The organism is Bradyrhizobium sp. BR 1432 (assembly GCF_051547705.1).
Lineage (GTDB): Bacteria > Pseudomonadota > Alphaproteobacteria > Rhizobiales > Xanthobacteraceae > Bradyrhizobium > Bradyrhizobium zhanjiangense.
Map to the genome: position 1 here is coordinate 3,724,518 of NZ_JBPUGF010000003.1, position 15,830 is coordinate 3,740,347.

The following is a 15,830-nucleotide window of genomic DNA, read 5'->3' on the forward strand; positions in this document are numbered from 1 at the left end:
CGAAGCGCTTTGGCGCGCCCGAGAAGCATCGAACCTGCCACATTCACTGATAAGCTTTCGTATGAAAGCTTATCAGTTGCGCTAGTCTGCGGTGCGGACAATTTCAGGCATCTCGATGATCTTTTTTGGCGACGATCTCCGTGATGGGATCGTCGCGGTCCACTGGCCAAGGCTGCCCACCGACACGGACGAGAGAGCGCCATCTTGCGTATGGAAGCGCCAGCCGAACTGCGTCAGCCTGCCAAGACGAGCATCGTTGAGTTGAAACGTCACGATTGTTGAGCACGTCCGCTAAGAAGCATGCTCCAGGACACGATCCGCCTGTGCGCTGCGCCCACCTTCGTCCGGCCGCATGGCGATCACCGCGACGAGGCCGAGACCGACACCGATCATGACGTAAAAGATCGGCGCGAGCGGGGAGCCGGTGAGCGCGATCAGCCAGGTCACGAAGAACTGGGCAAAGCCGCCAAACACCAGCACCGCGACATTGTTGACGATCGACAGCGAGGTGGAGCGGACCCGGATCGGGAACAGTTCGACCAGCGTGGTACAGTAGACGCCAAGGAAGAAGGCGCTGAAGGACCCGATCACGACCTGGCAGACCAGGAGCTTTGCGATCGAGGGCTCGGCGACCACCCAGGCGTAGAGGGGATAGAGCAGCACGAAATAGCCGATCAGGGAGGCCAGCAGCAGCGGCTTGCGCGGATAGCGGTCCGACACGGCGCCGGCGATCGGGACGACAATGACCATCACGATCGCCGCAATCATCTGTACCAGGAAACTCTGCATCAACGGCAGCTTCAGGGTCTCCTTGGCGTAGGTCACGGTGTAGCCGAAGGTGACGTAGAATGAGACTGCGCTCGCGACCACCATGCCCATGCCGATCAGGAAATTGCGACCGGGATTTCTCAGAGCCTCGATGAAGCTCTCGCGGTGCGCCGTCGCCATGTTGCGCCGGGACGCTTCGGGCTCCAGCACGCTCGTGCGCATGTAGAGCAGGACCGGCACGATCGCGAGACCAACGAAGAAGGGAATGCGCCAGGCACCCGCGGTGAGCTGCTCCTGGGTGAAAGCGAGCGTCAGGATCGCGCCGAGAACCGCGCCGAGCACGTTGGCCATGAGCTGGCCTGCGATTTGCCAGGAACCATAGAAACCGGTGCGGCCGGGCGGCGCCGCCTCGATGAGATAGGCCGTCGAGGTCCCGAACTCGCCGCCGACCGAAAATCCCTGCAACAAGCGGGCGAGGAGAACGATGAGCGGCGCCGCGATGCCCGCGGTGGCGTAGGTCGGCGTCAGCGCCAGCAACGCGACCGCGACGGCCATCAGCCCCATGCCGAGCGTCATGGCGGCCTTGCGCCCCCGCCGATCGCCGAAATAGCCGAGCACGATGCCGCCAATCGGCCGCATGAAGAAGCCGGTGCCGAACAGCGCCGTCGTGAGCAGCAGCGCGTTGATCTCGCTGCTCGGCACCTTGGGATCGACCGGGAAGAACAAGTTCTTGATGACGGGCGTCATCAATGCAAACACCGTGAAGTCGTACCATTCCATCGCGTTGCCGGCGATCGCCGCCACGATAGCCTTCCTGTTCGTCTGCATGTGCGCCTGCCCTTGTTGATGGTGCTAGTCGATGAGGCCGTGAGCTACGTCGGCGTCCGCATCCCGCCATTCGTCGCCGAGGATCTCAGTGGTGGAAAATGCCTTGAGGTTGGCGAGGTGAATCTCACGGTCGTCGACGAAGAGGCGGCGGACGATGCCGCGCGTAAGCCGGTCCGCGCCCTCGCTGATCGCCGGGATGTCACCGGAGAGCTTGCCGTGGCTGAGCGTGGCGGGATAGTTGAAGCAGTGCAGCCGCGACAGCATCGGGCAGCTGCCCGGCACCTTCTCCAGGAATTCGAAGCTGTCGCCGAGATCCGGCGAGCCCGACAGTTCCGCATTGTCCATTCCGGCCGGCGCCGGAAAGCGGTCACGCCAGAATCGGATATGCGCTGCGAATTCCGCAAGCTCCGGCCGCAGCGCCAGATCGGCCTTGAAGCCGGTGCCGAAAATGACGAAGTCGGTGTCGTAGCGACCCTTCGGAGTCGTCACGACCAGATGATCGCGCTCGACGATGAGATCCTCGATCGGACTCGCCAGATGGAAATGCGCCTGGGGATAGGCGGAGACGCGTAGCACGCTTTGGCGCGGCGGCGGCGTCTGTGCCTTCAAGGTGTAGTCGAGAAAGCGCCACTTCCATTCATCGGACAGGCCGGCAAAGCCGTGCACAACACCCTGGCTGCCGATCCCTGTGAACTTGTTGACGCGTGGAATATCCGGCCGGCGGATGAAGATATCGAGCCTGGCGGCGCCGGCCTCGAGCGCAACGGCCGCATTGTCCATCGCCGAGGCGCCGGCACCCACGACAGCGACGCGCTTGCCAACAAGCCTTGCGAAATCGATTGCGTGGGCCGAATGCGCCCAGAACCGCCTGTCCAGACGATTGGCGAGCGGCGGCACGTAAGCGCCGCCGAGGCCGTCGCGTCCCGTCGCCAGCACCACATGACGCGCCAGGATCCGTCGCGCGCGACCGCCTTCGACTGTATCGAGCGCGAACAGCGCGCCATGGGCACGGATGCGCTCCACCGAGACCTCGTTGTGGACCGGAAGGTCGAGTACCTTGCGATACCAGATCAGGTAATCCATCCACATCGTGCGCGGCGCCCGATCGAGCGCCTGCCAGGCCGCCTTGCCATACTGCGCTTCATAGAAAGCGCGGAACGTGAGCGCGGGCATGCCCATCGCGGGACCCGTCAATTCCTTGGGCGAGCGCAAGGTCCGCATCCGCGCGAACGTGACCCACGGCCCCTCCTCTCCTGGCCGCGCGCGATCGAGCACGAGATGGTTGTCGACGCCGAGCCGTTTCAGCATCGCGGATGCCACGAGACCCGCCATGCCGGCGCCGACAATCACGACGTCAACGATAGTTTCGCCATCCACGACGCGGCGGGGCACCCAGGACTTGGCCGGCAATTCCAGCCAGGCGAGATCCTGCTTCAGGCGCTCTTCAAGCGCGGCAAGACCCGCTGGATTCGGCGCGACCGTCATCATGAACTTGCTTTCTCGGCTTCGTCTGCTTCGTCGTCGGCCTCGCTCAGCGCGGCCGAACCGGCGTGGAGCTTGGCGCCCCGCATCATTGCGACGGCGGCGCGCAGCGCATCATTGAGGGCTGCAATCGTGGGCGTCAGTTCGCGCCCTGTCGGCGACAATGCAGCAAACAGGAAGGGAATGGAGACGTCGAGGCTGCGCGTGACGACGCCTTCCACCGGAAGGCTCGATGTCAGCACCGGTTCGACGATGGCAATGCCAAGCGACTGCTTGGCCATCGCGATCGCGGTCAGCGAGGAATTGGTATCGATGACTTCACCCGCCGCAACGCCCTCGCGTTCGAGCGCCTCGTCGACCCGGCGACGCAGCCGGTAGGGGTTGGCCATGGTCAGGAGGCGCCGGCCGCCAAGGTCCTTCAAGCGGATCACTTTCTTCTTGGCGAGCGGATGATCCGTGGCGAGGCAGGCCACACAGGGCACCTGGCAGACCCATTGCACATCGAGGCCGGGATGCTGGACAGGCAGGCTCGCGAGACCGAAGTCCACCGACTGCGACAGCACCGATTGGACCACGTTCTCGGCCGACAGCGCCTGCACATGCACTTGGCTCGGCAACAATTCGCGCTCGAGTGCGGCAAGCGCCGCCGGAACGAAGCCTGCGGCCAGCGCCGGAATCGCCGCCACGCTGAGCACCGGAAGCACGCCCGCACCAATCGCGTTGGCGCGCTGGCGGATGTGCTTCAGCCCCATCAGCAGCCGCTCGACCTCGGCATGAAATAGAATGGCCTTTGGCGTGGGACTGATGCGAGGTCCGTTTCTGGTGAACAGGAGATAGCCGACGTCTGTCTCCAGATCCTGAATCTGGCGCGTGACCACCGGTTGCGAGCGGCCAAGCAGGCGCGCAGCCCCGGTGATGCTGCCGGCCGACATCACGGCCGCAAAGGCCTCGAGCCAGCGAATGTCGATGACGTCATGATTCATGGGCCGCCGTCCTACTATGCGAATATAGAATGAACAATATTTCTTGATGTGCAATAGGCATTATGAGATATTTGCTCTCATGCTGATGGAATCTTCGTCCGCCCACCCCGAAAATTCGTCCCGACCGGCTTATCGCCGCGGCTGGGTCGACGACGCGGTGGCCGCAATCGAGGCGGACCAGTGCCGCACGGCCGATACCCATCTGATCCGGCTGATCGTGCCGGCCCTTTCCGGCATCAACATCTATCTGAAGGATGAATCGACCCATCCGACCGGCAGCCTCAAGCATCGCCTGGCGCGCTCACTGTTCCTCTATGCACTCTGCAATGGTCACATCCGCGAGGGTACGCCCGTGGTCGAGGCCTCGTCGGGATCGACCGCGGTTTCGGAAGCCTATTTCGCAGAGATGATCGGTGTGCCGTTCTACGCGGTGATGCCGCGCACGACATCCGCCGAGAAGATCGCCGCGATCGCGCACTATGGCGGCAAGTGCCATCTGATCGACGACGGCCGCGCGCTCTATGCGGAAGCTGGTGCGCTCGCCTCGCGCCTCGGCGGCCACTACATGGACCAGTTCACCTTCGCCGAGCGCGCCACGGACTGGCGCGGCAACAACAATATCGCGGAATCGATCTTCACCCAGCTGAAGGGCGAGCCCCGCCCGCTGCCGGACTGGATCGTGATGGGCGCGGGCACCGGCGGTACCTCGGCGACCATCGGCCGCTATCTGCGCTATCGCCAGTTCCCGACACGACTCTGCGTCGCCGACGTCGAGCATTCCGCCTTCTTCGACTGCTTCCGTGACCAGGACTGCTCGCAGACCTGCGAGCGGCCGTCCCTGATCGAAGGCGTCGGCCGTCCGCGCTGCGAGCCCTCCTTCGTGCCGGGCGTGGTCGATCGGATGATGAAGATTCCGGATGCGGCGACCATTGCCGCCATGAACGTGCTCTCGCGCCGCCTACGACGGGCGGTCGGCGGCTCCACGGGCACCAACTTCCTGGCGTTGTGCCGGCTGGCGTCGGAGATGCGGCTCGCCGGCCGGACGGGATCGCTGGTCACCCTGATCTGCGACTCCGGCGAGCGTTATCGGCAGACTTATTACGAGCCGCAATGGCTCGCGGCGCGCGGGCTCAATCCGGAGCCCCATGAGACCGCGCTGATGTCATTCCTGGCTACCGGAGAGCCTCTCGACCTCACCGTCGAGGACACAATCAATCCAAGAATGCAGGGTGCTGCATGACGACGCTGATCGAGACAATGGCCGCCGTTCCCACCGCGTCGCGGCTCGGCGAAGCGCTGAAGGCGCGTGCCGAGATTTTGCGCCTCAGCGAGGCTGCCCACGATGCGGTGATCGTGCCGCGCGAGCCCGGCGGACTGAGCCATGGCCTGCGGGCTGCGCTTGCCGCGCGCATGTGCCGGCATCTCCGCGACGACGCCCTCGCAGCGCATTACCAATCCTATCTCGCGCATTCGAACGATCTCGACGTCGCAGCGCTCGCCCATCCCAACGGCAAGTCCGGCGCCGCACGACACGATGCCATGGCCGATCATGCCGATCTCCTGACGCTCGCGCCACGCGAGGCCACACGGCAGGATATCGAAACGCTCAAGGCAGCCTCCATCGATGAAGCTGATATCGTACGCCTGTCCGAGCTCGCCGCCTTTGTGAATTACCAGTTGCGGGTCGTCGTCGGCCTGAAGCTTCTGAAGAGGATTGGGGGCCGATGAGCGAACCGGTACGCAGCTTCACAACCACCGTCCCGACCTGGGCGCCCTATGTCACGCCAGTCGAGCTCGCCAAGGCCTCCCCGGAGCAACTCGCCGCGATGAAGGTGACCCCGTCTAACAAGGGCGTGTCGCCTTACATCCTGACCCTGGCACACGATCCGGAGTCGCTCGAGGTGCGCTCGCCGCTATTCAATCTCATCATGTACGGCAAGGACGGCCTGTCGCCAGCGGAGCGGGAGCTGGGCGCGCTCTCCGCCTCCATCGTCAATCGCTGCATCTATTGCGCGGCGGTGCATTCGTCGCGCTTCATCGGCCTCACCAAGCGCAACGATATCGTCGATACCATCTTTGCCGACGAGCGCGATGCGAAGCTCGAATCGCGGCAGCAGGCGTTGTTCGCCTTCGCTACGAAACTTTCGACCATGCCGGTCGAAGCCGGCGCGGAGGACGCACAAGCGCTCGTTGACGCCGGACTGAGCGAACTCGAACAGTTTGACCTCGTACTGTCGGCGGCGATCTTCGGCTGGGCCAACCGGCTGATGCATACGCTGGGCGAGCCGGTGACGCGATCCAGTCTACTGCAACTGCGCCTGAAACGGTGATCACATCAAACTGAAATCACGCGAGGCAATCTCGTAGTGCTTCGATCACCAAACGTCGTAGATACCTTGCGCGCTTATGGAGACGCCGCTCGATATGCCGTTTCAGTCGGACGAGAATAGGCGCCCGGGCTAGACTGATAAGGTTTTGTTAGATTCCTTATCTGTCGCGATCTTCGGCGATCCGTGTACCGATCTCTAGCCGCACTCTGACCATGGTGAATGAGTGGACGACGAGCTTTGTGTCCAACAGCCTTGGAAGAAATTACGCATGCTTGGGGCTGCGAGTACCGCACTAAGGCCTGTTTACAGACAGGATTCCCAAATCAGTAGAAAATTGATTCAAGGCTGAAAATTGGAGATCAGCCTTGATTCGATTGATGTTGAGCGATGCGCAGTGGGAGCGGATTGCGCCGGAATTGTCTGGCAAAGCCGGTGATCCCGGCGGCACCGGGCGTAACAACCGGCTCTTTATCGAAGCAGTTCTTTGGATTGCGCGCACGGGCTCGCCGTGGCGAGATCTGCCGGAAGCGTTCGGCAAGTGGTTCACAGTGTATACGCGCTTCTGGCGCTGGGCGCAGAAGGGGGTCTGGGAGCGGGTCTTCAAAGCTCTCTGTGACGATCCCGATTTCGAATATGTCCTGATCGACGGCACACTCGTCCGGGTCCACCAACATGGCACCGGGGCAAAAGGGGGACTCAAAATCAGGCCATAGGCCGCTCGCGTGGTGGCCTGACTACCAAAATCATGGCTCTGGTCGACGCACTCGGCAATCTCATTCGCTTCGTCCTGCTGCCCGGCCAGCGTCACGACAGCATTGGCGTCGAGCCTTTGATCACTGGCCTCGATTTTGAAGCGCTGATCGGCGACAAGGCCTTCGATAATAACTGGCTGCGCGCCAATCTGAACCAACGCGGCGCCGCAGCGGTCATCCCGTCCAAGGCCGACCGCGCCGGGCGCATCCCGCACGACGCCGAAATGTACAAATGGCGCCACCTGGTCGAGAACTTCTTCTGCCAGCTCAAGGCATTCCGCCGCATCGCAACTCGCTACGAAAAGACAGACGCCTGCTTTGCCGGCCTCCTCAATCTCGTCGCGGCTTTCCTCGCAAACTAGCGACTGTAAACAGGCCTTAGAGCATCTGCACGGAATTCAGCAGCGCTATCATTAACCATCGCTCAGTTGATGGACCGGCCACTTCTTGCTGTCGGCAGAAGCAAATCGTATGTTGTCACCAACCAAGCATCCCTCGCAATCGTGAGGTGATTTGGTTGAGGCGCCTAGTCGAGCGATCCCTGATGCGGGAAGGTTGAAACTGCTTGAACTTTACGAAGGTATCCAAGAAAGATGTAGGAACCCCATCGTGGGGTGGTTGAAAAGAGCGCCGATTGGCGCTCTTTTCGTTTTAACGCCGCTTTTCGGGGCCTTATCCGGTCGCAACTTAGGCGCATCACTGTCGCTGTCCGGCTCGCCAATTGGTTTTCGCACAACTTTGCCCAACCTCGCGCCTCTGCCACTACGCCTCTGGCTCAAACAAAATTACACGCTGCCGCATCTCCGGCCGCATTGTGCGCACTAATTTTCCAACGTCCTCGTGCCAGATCGAGGCGAAGACGAGGACTAAATCATAGAGGCCCGCACCGGCGAGAATGTTGCGCAAGAACTCTCTCCGCTGCCTCGTGAACGAGGCAGCCGTGCCGCCGACCGATCTGTCATCCATGACGACGATGCGCCGGTCCCGCGAAAGGAGAATAACCAGAGCAGGCTTGGTGTGCGAATCGAAGTACGACCAGTGGTCCAGCCCCTGAAACGTGGCAAGCACCGCATCCGACCGCTTGAGAACCCCCCGCGCCTCGAGCGCTGCCAACGCCCGCTTCTCCAGCGGCTCTTCAGGGTGTGAAACGCGCTGGCGCTTGGCGACAGCTCTGGTGCTCCTCTTGAGGAGCTCCCTGAGTTCAACGATGGTCAGCCTGCCCTCGGCAACATCCTTGAGCAATTGCTGTCGTTTCTCGGGTTGACGGGCCGCAATCCGAGCCACGCGCTCGACAGCAGCGACGGGCATCCGAACGCCAGAGGGCAGCTCCTTGATACCCTCAGCATCGAGATACTGGGCAGCCCAGATAAAACGCCGCAGTGTGTTATCGCTCAGCTTGACGCGTTTCGACAGCTTGGCGATGTAGTCGCGCCGATCGCCTCGGCCGAGCGCCTCGTAGGGGCGGACGTGAGGCCGAATGTAAGCGAGCCACTCGCTGGCTATTCTTCCAGGGGATGGGGACATGCGCTGAGGGCCGAATCGAAGACGAAGGGGCCCATAAGCATACGCCATTACACTGGCTTGACCAAAAAAACGTGCTGTTGACGGCAGGGCCGCTTCGCATGACACTGCTGTTGCGCGTTGTCTCCCAGTCGACACGACTTGGCGCGCTGGATGGGAATCGAGAAGTGATGGCTGCGGCCGAAGCAATGATCGAGAAAGTGCACGCGGCCTCCTGCGTTACCTTCGGAGTAACGTGGGGGAAGCGAAGCTATGCTTCGGTCTCCTTTTCCAAGGACCTGGAAGCCGAGCGCGCGCATCTGGGCATCCGACCGGAGCTGGATGGGGCAGCCCAGGCCAAAATGGGCTGTCGTGGAAAGTTCGTGGAAACCACCTCTTCAGGCCTCAGGCGCGGGGCGCCTAAGTCATTGAAGAAGATGGTGGGCACGACAGGGATCGAACCTGTGACCCCTACCATGTCAAGGTAGTGCTCTCCCGCTGAGCTACGTGCCCTAGAGGTCGTCTAGATCGGGTGGGGTCCCTATAACGGCTCAGGGGAGCCGGCGCAAGGACGGAAGGGGGCCGATTCAGGCCGCCAGCATCTTGTTCACTTCGCTGACCAATTCGCGCAGATGGACGGGCTTGGACAGCACCTTGGCGTTCTTGGGGGCGTCCGAATCCGAGTTCAGGGCCACCGCGGCGAAGCCGGTGATGAACATGATCTTGATGTCGGGGTCGAGTTCCGAGGCGCGGCGGGCGAGCTCGATGCCGTCCATCTCCGGCATCACGATGTCGGTCAGCAGCATCTCGAACGGCTCTTCCCGCAACCGCTGATAGGCGGCCATGCCGTTGTCATGGGACGAGACCTGAAAACCGGCGTTTTCCAGCGCCTTGACCAGGAAGCGGCGCATGTCGTTGTCGTCTTCGGCGAGCAGGATCTTTGGCATGGCAGGAAACGTCAAATCCCCAGAGGATATCAGCAGAGGTCACTAAGCCCGACAGAGGGTAAATTTGGGGTGAAAATCTTAACCCTGAGACGGCTGCTGCTGCCGGCCCTTTGTGAACCTGAACGCAGCTCGAATCAATCGAGCCGCGCACGGAGATCCCCACCTCGCTGCCCGCAGGGTTAAGACGTGTTCCAGTGCCCATCACATCTTTTCGCTTGGCAGAATGGTTGCGATTCCGGACAATGACGTCACATAAGAGCCGCTCGATCGGCCGAATCAATGCGATCTGGACCATGCCAGATCCCGGCGCGAAGGGACGAAGCCTGAGAAGATGACCCGGTTTGACGGCGAGACGTCGCCAGCCTTCGAGATCGTGGAGCCTGCGCAATGGCGTGCCCCGGTCATCTTCAACTCGCCCCATTCCGGCTCGACCTATCCGGACGAATTCCTCAGCGCATCCAAGATCGACCTGCCGACGCTGCGGCGGTCCGAAGATTCTTCATGGACGAGCTGATCGGCCATTTGAGCGATCGCGGCTTTCCGACCGTGCGGGTCAACTTTCCCCGCTCCTATGTCGACGTCAACCGCGAGCCCTATGAGCTCGATCCCCGCATGTTCACCGGCCGCCTGCCGAGCTTTGCCAACACCCGCTCGATGCGGGTCGCCGGCGGTCTCGGCACCATTCCGCGCGTGGTCGGCGACGGACAGGAAATCTACCGCGACCGAATCCTGGTCGACGATGCGCTGGGGCGGATCGAGACGCTGTACAAGCCCTACCACCGCGCGCTGCGCCGACTGATCAACAAGGTGCACCAGCTGTTCGGCACCGTGGTGCTGGTCGACTGCCACTCTATGCCATCGGTCGGCGTCAGCAGAGACGAGCCGCGCCGGCCCGATATCGTGATCGGCGACCGCTACGGCACGAGCTGCACGCCGCTGCTTCCCGACCGCGTCGAGGAGACCATGACGGGTCTCGGCTATTCGATCGGCCGCAACAAGCCCTATGCCGGCGGCTTTATCACTGAGCATTACGGCAACCCCGCGAGCGGCCTGCACGCGGTGCAGCTCGAGCTCAATCGCGCGATCTACATGGACGAACGGCGGCGCGAGCGCGGTCCGCGCTTTGCGCAAGTCGCAAACGACTTCGGCATCCTCGCCGACGTGCTGGCGAGCACGATCCCATTCGGCGATCTCGGCTCGTTCCAGGCCGCAGCGGAATAGCCGCCTCTTACTCTCGGACGACAGTGCCGCGCGCCAACGGCGCGAACGCGTTTTCGCTTCGCAAGTTTGCGCGCCCTGAAATGAAAACGGAGGCCCAAAGAAAAAGGGCCGCTTCTGATGAAGAAGCGGCCCAAGTCTAGGGAGGAAACGCCCAAGGAGGGCAGCGGTAACGCCAAGCGCTACCGCACCGCAACAATATGCGACCGCGCCGCACAAAGTGCAAGGGCTTTTCAGTCATTTCCCATGCATTAGGACATGGCTCAATTGCTTCCATGGAAACCCAGATTCAGTTTCTTTGATAAGGAAATTCAATGGGTTGATAAGTGTTTGCATACAAACGAGGCATGGTCGGAACTAAGTTTTCAATACTGTGATCGATATTTGGCCAGGAGATGACTGAGATGAGGCAACCGGTTGCGGCATTCAAAATACCAGGGAGCAAATCAAGACAGCGCTGCAAGATTCTGCCGATTTGAGCTAGGCAGAAGCGAGCTTCATCCGACTTTCGCTTTTGAGGACACGCCGTGACGGTGATCGACTTCTCCGCCTTCATCGGACGGCTCGCCACCGCCTCCGGCGAAACCATCCTGCCGTTCTTCCGCACCTCGCTGTCGGTCGACGACAAGAGCAAGACCAAGGATTTCGATCCCGTGACGGAGGCCGACCGCGCCGCGGAGGCCGTAATGCGGCGGCTGATCAAGGCCAGCTTCCCCCAGCACGGCATCGTCGGCGAGGAATTCGGCAATGAGCGCGACGATGCCGACTATGTCTGGGTGCTCGATCCCATCGACGGCACCAAATCCTTCATCGGCGGCTTTCCGATCTGGGGCACCCTGATCGCGCTGCTGCACAAGGGCGCGCCGGTGTTCGGCATGATGCACCAGCCCTTCATCGGCGAACGCTTCTCCGGCGACAACGGCTCGGCCAATTACAAGGGGCCTTCCGGCGAGCGCCGGCTCCAGGCCCGGCGCTGTGCCTCACTCTCGGAAGCCACGACCTACACCACCAGTCCGCTGCTGATGAACGAGAGCGACCGTGCCATCTTCGGCCGCATCGAGCAGGGCGCGCGGCTGTCGCGCTATGGCGGCGACTGCTACTCCTATTGCATGCTCGCCGCCGGCCATGTCGACCTCGTGGTCGAGACCGAGCTGAAGCCTTACGACATCGCGGCGCTGATCCCGATCGTGACCGGCGCCGGCGGCGTCGTCACCACCTGGGAAGGCAAGCCGGCCCAGGCGGGCGGCCGCATCATCGCGGCCGGCGACCCCAGGGTCCACGAAGAAGCACTCAAGCTTTTGAACCAATAACAACGCGAGCGGAGGGCTTGCATGACCGTCTCACGCAGGCTGCTCGTTGAATTGTTCTTGGGATTGTTCCTGCTGCTGCCGTCATTGGCATCGGCGCAGAATTTCCCGGCCAAGCCGATCAAGCTGATCGTGCCGTTCCCGGCTGGCGGGCCCAACGACATCATCGCGCGGGTGATCGGCCAGCGCATGTCCGAGCTGTCAGGACAGCCGGTGGTGATCGACAATCGCGGCGGCCAGGGCGGCGTGCTCGGCACTGATGCCGTCTCCAAGGCCGCGCCCGACGGCTACACCATCGCGATCTCCTCAGCCGGCGCGCTCGCGATCAGCCCGAGCATGGAGAAGGTAGCCTATGACACACTGATCGACCTCACGCCGGTGACGCTGGTTGCGACCGTGCCGGAAATGCTCGTGGTCGCGACCAATGTCCCCGTCAAGGACATCGGCGAGCTGATTGCGCTCGCCAAGGCGCAGCCGGGAAAGCTCAACTTCGCCTCCTCCGGCCCCGGCAGCCTGCCGCATCTCGCCGGCGAATTGTTCAAGCTGACGGCGAAGATCGACATCGTGCACGTGCCCTATCGCGGCGCCGCGCCGGCGGTGAATGATCTGTTGGGCCAGCAGGTCCAGATGACGTTCCTCGATCTCCCCGTGCTGTTGCCGCAGGTCAAGGCCGGCGCGTTGCGGCCGATCGCGGTCGGCTCGGCCGAGCGTGCACCGACCGCGCCGGAGGTGCCGACCACGGCGGAAGCGGGGTTTCCGCAGCTGCGCATCGAGAACTGGTATGGCATGGTCGCGCCGAAGGGTACGCCGAAGGAGATCATCGCCGCGCTGCATGGCCTGGCAACGAGGGCGATGGCAGATCCGGCGGTGAAGGAGAAGCTCGCCGCCCAAGGCGCGACGCTGATCGGCGATGAGCCGGAGCATTTTCGCGGCTTTATCGCCGACGAGACCAAGAAGTGGGCGAAGGTGATCAAGGACGCCGGCATCGAGGCGGCGAAGTAGCGCTGTCTGACCCTCCCCTGGAGGGGGAGGGTCGATCGCGCGAAGCGCGAGCGGGGTGGGGTGATCTCTCCACACGGCCACTGTCCGACGCAGAGAGACCGTCACCCCACCCCGTCTCACATTTCGCTACGCTCAATGTGAGCCGACCCTCCCCCTCCAGGGGAGGGTGAGCGTAGCCCCCTCACACCGCCGCCGCCCTTAAATGCTCCACCAGCATCTTGGCCGGCCTTGGCAGGGTCTTGAAGCTGCGCGCGCAGATCACGAGCTTCCGGTTGGCGAAAGCATCGCGCAGGCGGACCATGGCAAGCGGCATCGTCTTGGCGCAGCGGCGGGCGGCGGCTTCGGGCACGAGCGCCACGCCGACATCGGCGGCGACCATCTGGCAGATCGCGTCGAAATCGCGCAGGCGCGCGCGGAAATGTGGGCGCATGCCGAGCCGCGCCGCATGCTTCGAGATGTGCATTTGAAGCGCGGTGGCGCTGGTCAGGCCGACGAAGTCGCAGGCCCCCGCCTCCTGAAAGTCGATCTGGCGACGGCCGGCGAACGGGCCGCGGCGCGACGTCACCAGCGTCAACCGATCCTCGCTGAAGCGGAAACGCTCGATATGCTCGGGCAGCGCGTGCTCGGCGGCAAAGCCGAGATCGGCAGCGCCCGCGGTGATCGCCGCCGCGATGTCGGTGCTCTCGCGCTCCTCGATGTCGATCGCGACGTCACGATGCTCGCGCAGGAAGCCGGCCAGCGCCTTCGGCAGGTGCTCCGAGAGCCCTGAAGTGTTGGCGAGGAAATGCACGCTGGCGCGCACGCCGCTGGCAAAGCCGGCGAGATCGCCACGCATGGCGTCGATCTGGTGGATGACGAGGCGCGCGTGATCGAGCAGGCTCTCGCCGGCCGCGGTCAACTCGACGCCGCGGCGGCCGCGCTTGAGCAGTGCGACACCAAGCGCGTCCTCGAGCCCCTTGATGCGCGCGCTGGCCGAGGCCAGCGCCAGGTGCGAGCGCTCCGCGCCGCGGGTGATGCTGCGCTGGTCGGCGACCGCGATGAAGAGCTGGAGGTCGACGAGATCGAAGCGCATGACGAGTTTCTCCTCAGCCTTATTGAGCATGATCTTGTCGGAAAACCGCTGCGCCTTTTCCGGAGCACACGCTCTAGCCTTCGTACCGTACGAAGGCTGTCTCCGTAACCTCCAGATTGTGCCGGCGCGTGGCTTCGGTCAATGTGCAGATATGTTCGACCCGCTCCTCATTGTCATCGCCGTCGTCTTCCTGGTCGCCGGGTTCGTCAAGGGCGTGGTCGGGCTCGGCCTGCCGACCGTGTCCATCGGCCTGCTCGCGGTGAGCATGGCGCCCAGCCGCGCGATCGCCATCGTGATCGTGCCCGCCATCGTCACCAACATCTGGCAGACTTTCGTCGGTCCTCACTTGCGCGACATCCTGAGGCGGCTGTGGCCGCTGATGATCGGCACCGTGATCGGATGCTGGCTCAATGCCGGCGCGCTGACCGGCCCCCATGCGCGCTATGGCACGATCGTGCTCGGCGCCCTGCTCGTCATCTACGCCGTGATCGGCCTGAACAAATTCCACTTCCGCGTCGCGCCTGAGAACGAAAAATGGGTCGGCGGCGTGGTCGGTGTCGTCACCGGCGTGATCTCGGCCTCGACAGGCGTGCAGGTGATCCCCTCGATGCCCTTCATGCAGGCGATCGGCATGGAGAAGGACGAGCTGGTGCAGGCGCTCGGCGTATTCTTCACGACGGCGACGCTGGCGCTCGCCTTCAACCTGACCGCCGGCGGATTGCTGACGCCGGCCAATGCCGTGCCGGGCGCCGTCGGCCTCGCCATGGCCTTTGCCGGCATGTTCATCGGCCAGTCGGTGCGGGCGCGGATGCCGGCGGAAGCGTTTCGCCGCTGGTTCCTGATCGCGATGATTTTGCTGGGACTCTATCTCGCCGGCAGCGCGCTGCTGAAGGAAATCGCCTGAAGGCTCAGGAAATCGATATGGGCTGTGACGCTCCGTTCACCTCTCCCGTAGGGAGAGGTGCGCGCCCCCGCGACACCTAATAGTGACTACCGCGTCTCCAGCATGGCGACGCGGATGCCGAGATAGATGAAGAGGCCGCCGAGCGCGCGGTTGACCCAGGCGATCACCCCCTCGGAGCGCCGCAAGCGATGGGCGGCCCTGGCCGCGAACGCGGCCAGCACCAGGCACCACAGCGTGCCCGTGCCGATGAAGATCAGGCCGAGTGTCAGGAAGGCGAGCGGTTTATGAGGCGCATCGGCTGCGACGAATTGCGGCAGGAACGCCAGGAAGAACAGCGCGACCTTGGGATTGAGCGCATTGGTGAAGACGCCCTGGAGGAACACCCGCCGCAGCGAGCTCCGCACGGGTTCGTCGATGGCCGAGGCCAGCGCCGGGCGCGACCACAGCATCTGAAGTCCTGTGACGACGAGATAGGCCGCGCCGACCAGCTTCAGGATCGAAAACGCGGTCGATGAGGCCATCAGCAGGGCCGAAAGGCCGATCGCAGCGGCCGTGACGTGGAAAAAGCAGCCGCAACTGATGCCGAACACAGCGGCGGCCCCACCCCGCCAGCCCATCTGCATGCTGCGTCCGATCACATAGACGGTATCAGGGCCCGGCGTGATGTTGAGCAGCACGCCCGACAGGATGAAGAGCCAGATTTCGTGAATGCCCAGCATGTGAGGTCCCCGCGTCGG

General features: G+C 63.1%; 16 protein-coding genes, 1 tRNA gene and 1 pseudogene. 8 read left to right on the top strand and 10 right to left on the bottom strand.

Going from position 1 to position 15,830, the window contains the following annotated elements; translation table 11 throughout:
- Positions 1-81: 81 nt before the first annotated feature.
- From ACSKB8_RS17940 to ACSKB8_RS17955, 4 genes are read right to left on the bottom strand one after another with little or no spacing between them, the layout of a single operon-like run.
- A complete protein-coding gene (locus ACSKB8_RS17940; protein WP_438105502.1) occupies positions 82-273 on the bottom strand; it encodes a hypothetical protein in 192 nt (63 codons plus the stop codon).
- A gap of 18 nt (positions 274-291) precedes the next feature.
- Positions 292-1,596 carry a citrate-proton symporter gene (locus ACSKB8_RS17945; RefSeq protein WP_438105503.1) on the bottom strand — a complete coding sequence of 435 codons (1,305 nt, stop codon included), beginning with the start codon at positions 1,594-1,596 and terminating at the stop codon, positions 292-294.
- A gap of 24 nt (positions 1,597-1,620) precedes the next feature.
- Positions 1,621-3,084, bottom strand: a complete 1,464-nt coding sequence (locus ACSKB8_RS17950; protein WP_438105504.1) for an NAD(P)-binding domain-containing protein — start codon at positions 3,082-3,084, stop codon at positions 1,621-1,623.
- Positions 3,081-4,061, bottom strand: a complete 981-nt coding sequence (locus ACSKB8_RS17955; RefSeq protein ID WP_438105505.1) for a LysR family transcriptional regulator — start codon at positions 4,059-4,061, stop codon at positions 3,081-3,083. The genes ACSKB8_RS17950 and ACSKB8_RS17955 overlap by 4 nt, the downstream gene beginning before the upstream one ends.
- Positions 4,062-4,146: 85 nt before the next feature.
- Between ACSKB8_RS17955 and ACSKB8_RS17960 the strand changes: the two genes are divergently transcribed.
- From ACSKB8_RS17960 to ACSKB8_RS17975, 4 genes are all read left to right on the top strand, one after another.
- Positions 4,147-5,301 (top strand): PLP-dependent cysteine synthase family protein, encoded by a 1,155-nt coding sequence (locus ACSKB8_RS17960; protein ID WP_438110578.1) that lies wholly within the window; start codon positions 4,147-4,149, stop codon positions 5,299-5,301.
- A complete protein-coding gene (locus ACSKB8_RS17965) occupies positions 5,298-5,789 on the top strand; it encodes a CMD domain-containing protein (protein WP_438105506.1) in 492 nt (163 codons plus the stop codon). Before ACSKB8_RS17960 ends, ACSKB8_RS17965 begins: the two co-directional genes overlap by 4 nt.
- Positions 5,786-6,391 carry a peroxidase-related enzyme gene (locus ACSKB8_RS17970; protein ID WP_438105507.1) on the top strand — a complete coding sequence of 202 codons (606 nt, stop codon included), beginning with the start codon at positions 5,786-5,788 and terminating at the stop codon, positions 6,389-6,391. The genes ACSKB8_RS17965 and ACSKB8_RS17970 overlap by 4 nt, the downstream gene beginning before the upstream one ends.
- 365 nt (positions 6,392-6,756) lie before the next feature.
- A protein-coding gene (locus ACSKB8_RS17975; protein WP_438102468.1) for an IS5 family transposase occupies positions 6,757-7,505 on the top strand; the annotation gives its coding sequence in 2 pieces (ribosomal slippage) (positions 6,757-7,087 and positions 7,087-7,505; 750 coding nt in all).
- 400 nt (positions 7,506-7,905) lie between these two features.
- Here ACSKB8_RS17975 and ACSKB8_RS17980 read toward each other — a convergent pair.
- The 3 genes from ACSKB8_RS17980 to cpdR all read right to left on the bottom strand — a co-directional run bounded on the left by ACSKB8_RS17980 (position 7,906) and on the right by cpdR (position 9,590).
- Positions 7,906-8,667: a hypothetical protein gene (locus tag ACSKB8_RS17980; RefSeq protein ID WP_438105508.1), complete on the bottom strand. Its 762-nt coding sequence runs from the start codon at positions 8,665-8,667 to the stop codon at positions 7,906-7,908.
- A gap of 414 nt (positions 8,668-9,081) precedes the next feature.
- Positions 9,082-9,156 (bottom strand) — tRNA-Val (locus ACSKB8_RS17985).
- 74 nt (positions 9,157-9,230) lie between these two features.
- A complete protein-coding gene (cpdR, locus tag ACSKB8_RS17990) occupies positions 9,231-9,590 on the bottom strand; it encodes a cell cycle two-component system response regulator CpdR (RefSeq protein WP_007597092.1) in 360 nt (119 codons plus the stop codon).
- Positions 9,591-9,921: 331 nt separating this feature from the next.
- On the opposite strand from cpdR, the pseudogene ACSKB8_RS17995 reads away from it, so the two are divergent.
- Positions 9,922-10,811 (top strand): annotated as a pseudogene (locus ACSKB8_RS17995) (N-formylglutamate amidohydrolase).
- 286 nt (positions 10,812-11,097) lie between these two features.
- Here the strand turns inward: ACSKB8_RS17995 and ACSKB8_RS18000 are convergent.
- On the bottom strand, positions 11,098-11,364 hold the full coding sequence (locus ACSKB8_RS18000; protein ID WP_438105509.1) for a hypothetical protein: 267 nt from the start codon (positions 11,362-11,364) through the stop codon (positions 11,098-11,100).
- On the opposite strand from ACSKB8_RS18000, the gene hisN reads away from it, so the two are divergent.
- Positions 11,336-12,118 (top strand): histidinol-phosphatase, encoded by a 783-nt coding sequence (hisN, locus tag ACSKB8_RS18005; RefSeq protein ID WP_438105510.1) that lies wholly within the window; start codon positions 11,336-11,338, stop codon positions 12,116-12,118. The genes ACSKB8_RS18000 and hisN overlap by 29 nt on opposite strands.
- 21 nt (positions 12,119-12,139) lie before the next feature.
- On the top strand, positions 12,140-13,117 hold the full coding sequence (locus ACSKB8_RS18010; protein ID WP_438105511.1) for a Bug family tripartite tricarboxylate transporter substrate binding protein: 978 nt from the start codon (positions 12,140-12,142) through the stop codon (positions 13,115-13,117).
- Between the two features lie 181 nt (positions 13,118-13,298).
- Here ACSKB8_RS18010 and ACSKB8_RS18015 read toward each other — a convergent pair whose 3' ends face one another.
- Complete coding sequence (locus ACSKB8_RS18015) at positions 13,299-14,189, bottom strand: LysR substrate-binding domain-containing protein (RefSeq protein WP_091892078.1); 891 nt, start codon at positions 14,187-14,189, stop codon at positions 13,299-13,301.
- 151 nt (positions 14,190-14,340) lie between these two features.
- On the opposite strand from ACSKB8_RS18015, the gene ACSKB8_RS18020 reads away from it, so the two are divergent.
- Positions 14,341-15,093: a sulfite exporter TauE/SafE family protein gene (locus tag ACSKB8_RS18020; RefSeq protein WP_438105512.1), complete on the top strand. Its 753-nt coding sequence runs from the start codon at positions 14,341-14,343 to the stop codon at positions 15,091-15,093.
- An 86-nt stretch (positions 15,094-15,179) separates the two neighbouring features.
- On the opposite strand, the gene ACSKB8_RS18025 is transcribed toward ACSKB8_RS18020, so the two are convergent.
- A complete protein-coding gene (locus ACSKB8_RS18025) occupies positions 15,180-15,812 on the bottom strand; it encodes a LysE family translocator (RefSeq protein WP_438105513.1) in 633 nt (210 codons plus the stop codon).
- Positions 15,813-15,830: the final 18 nt, after the last annotated feature.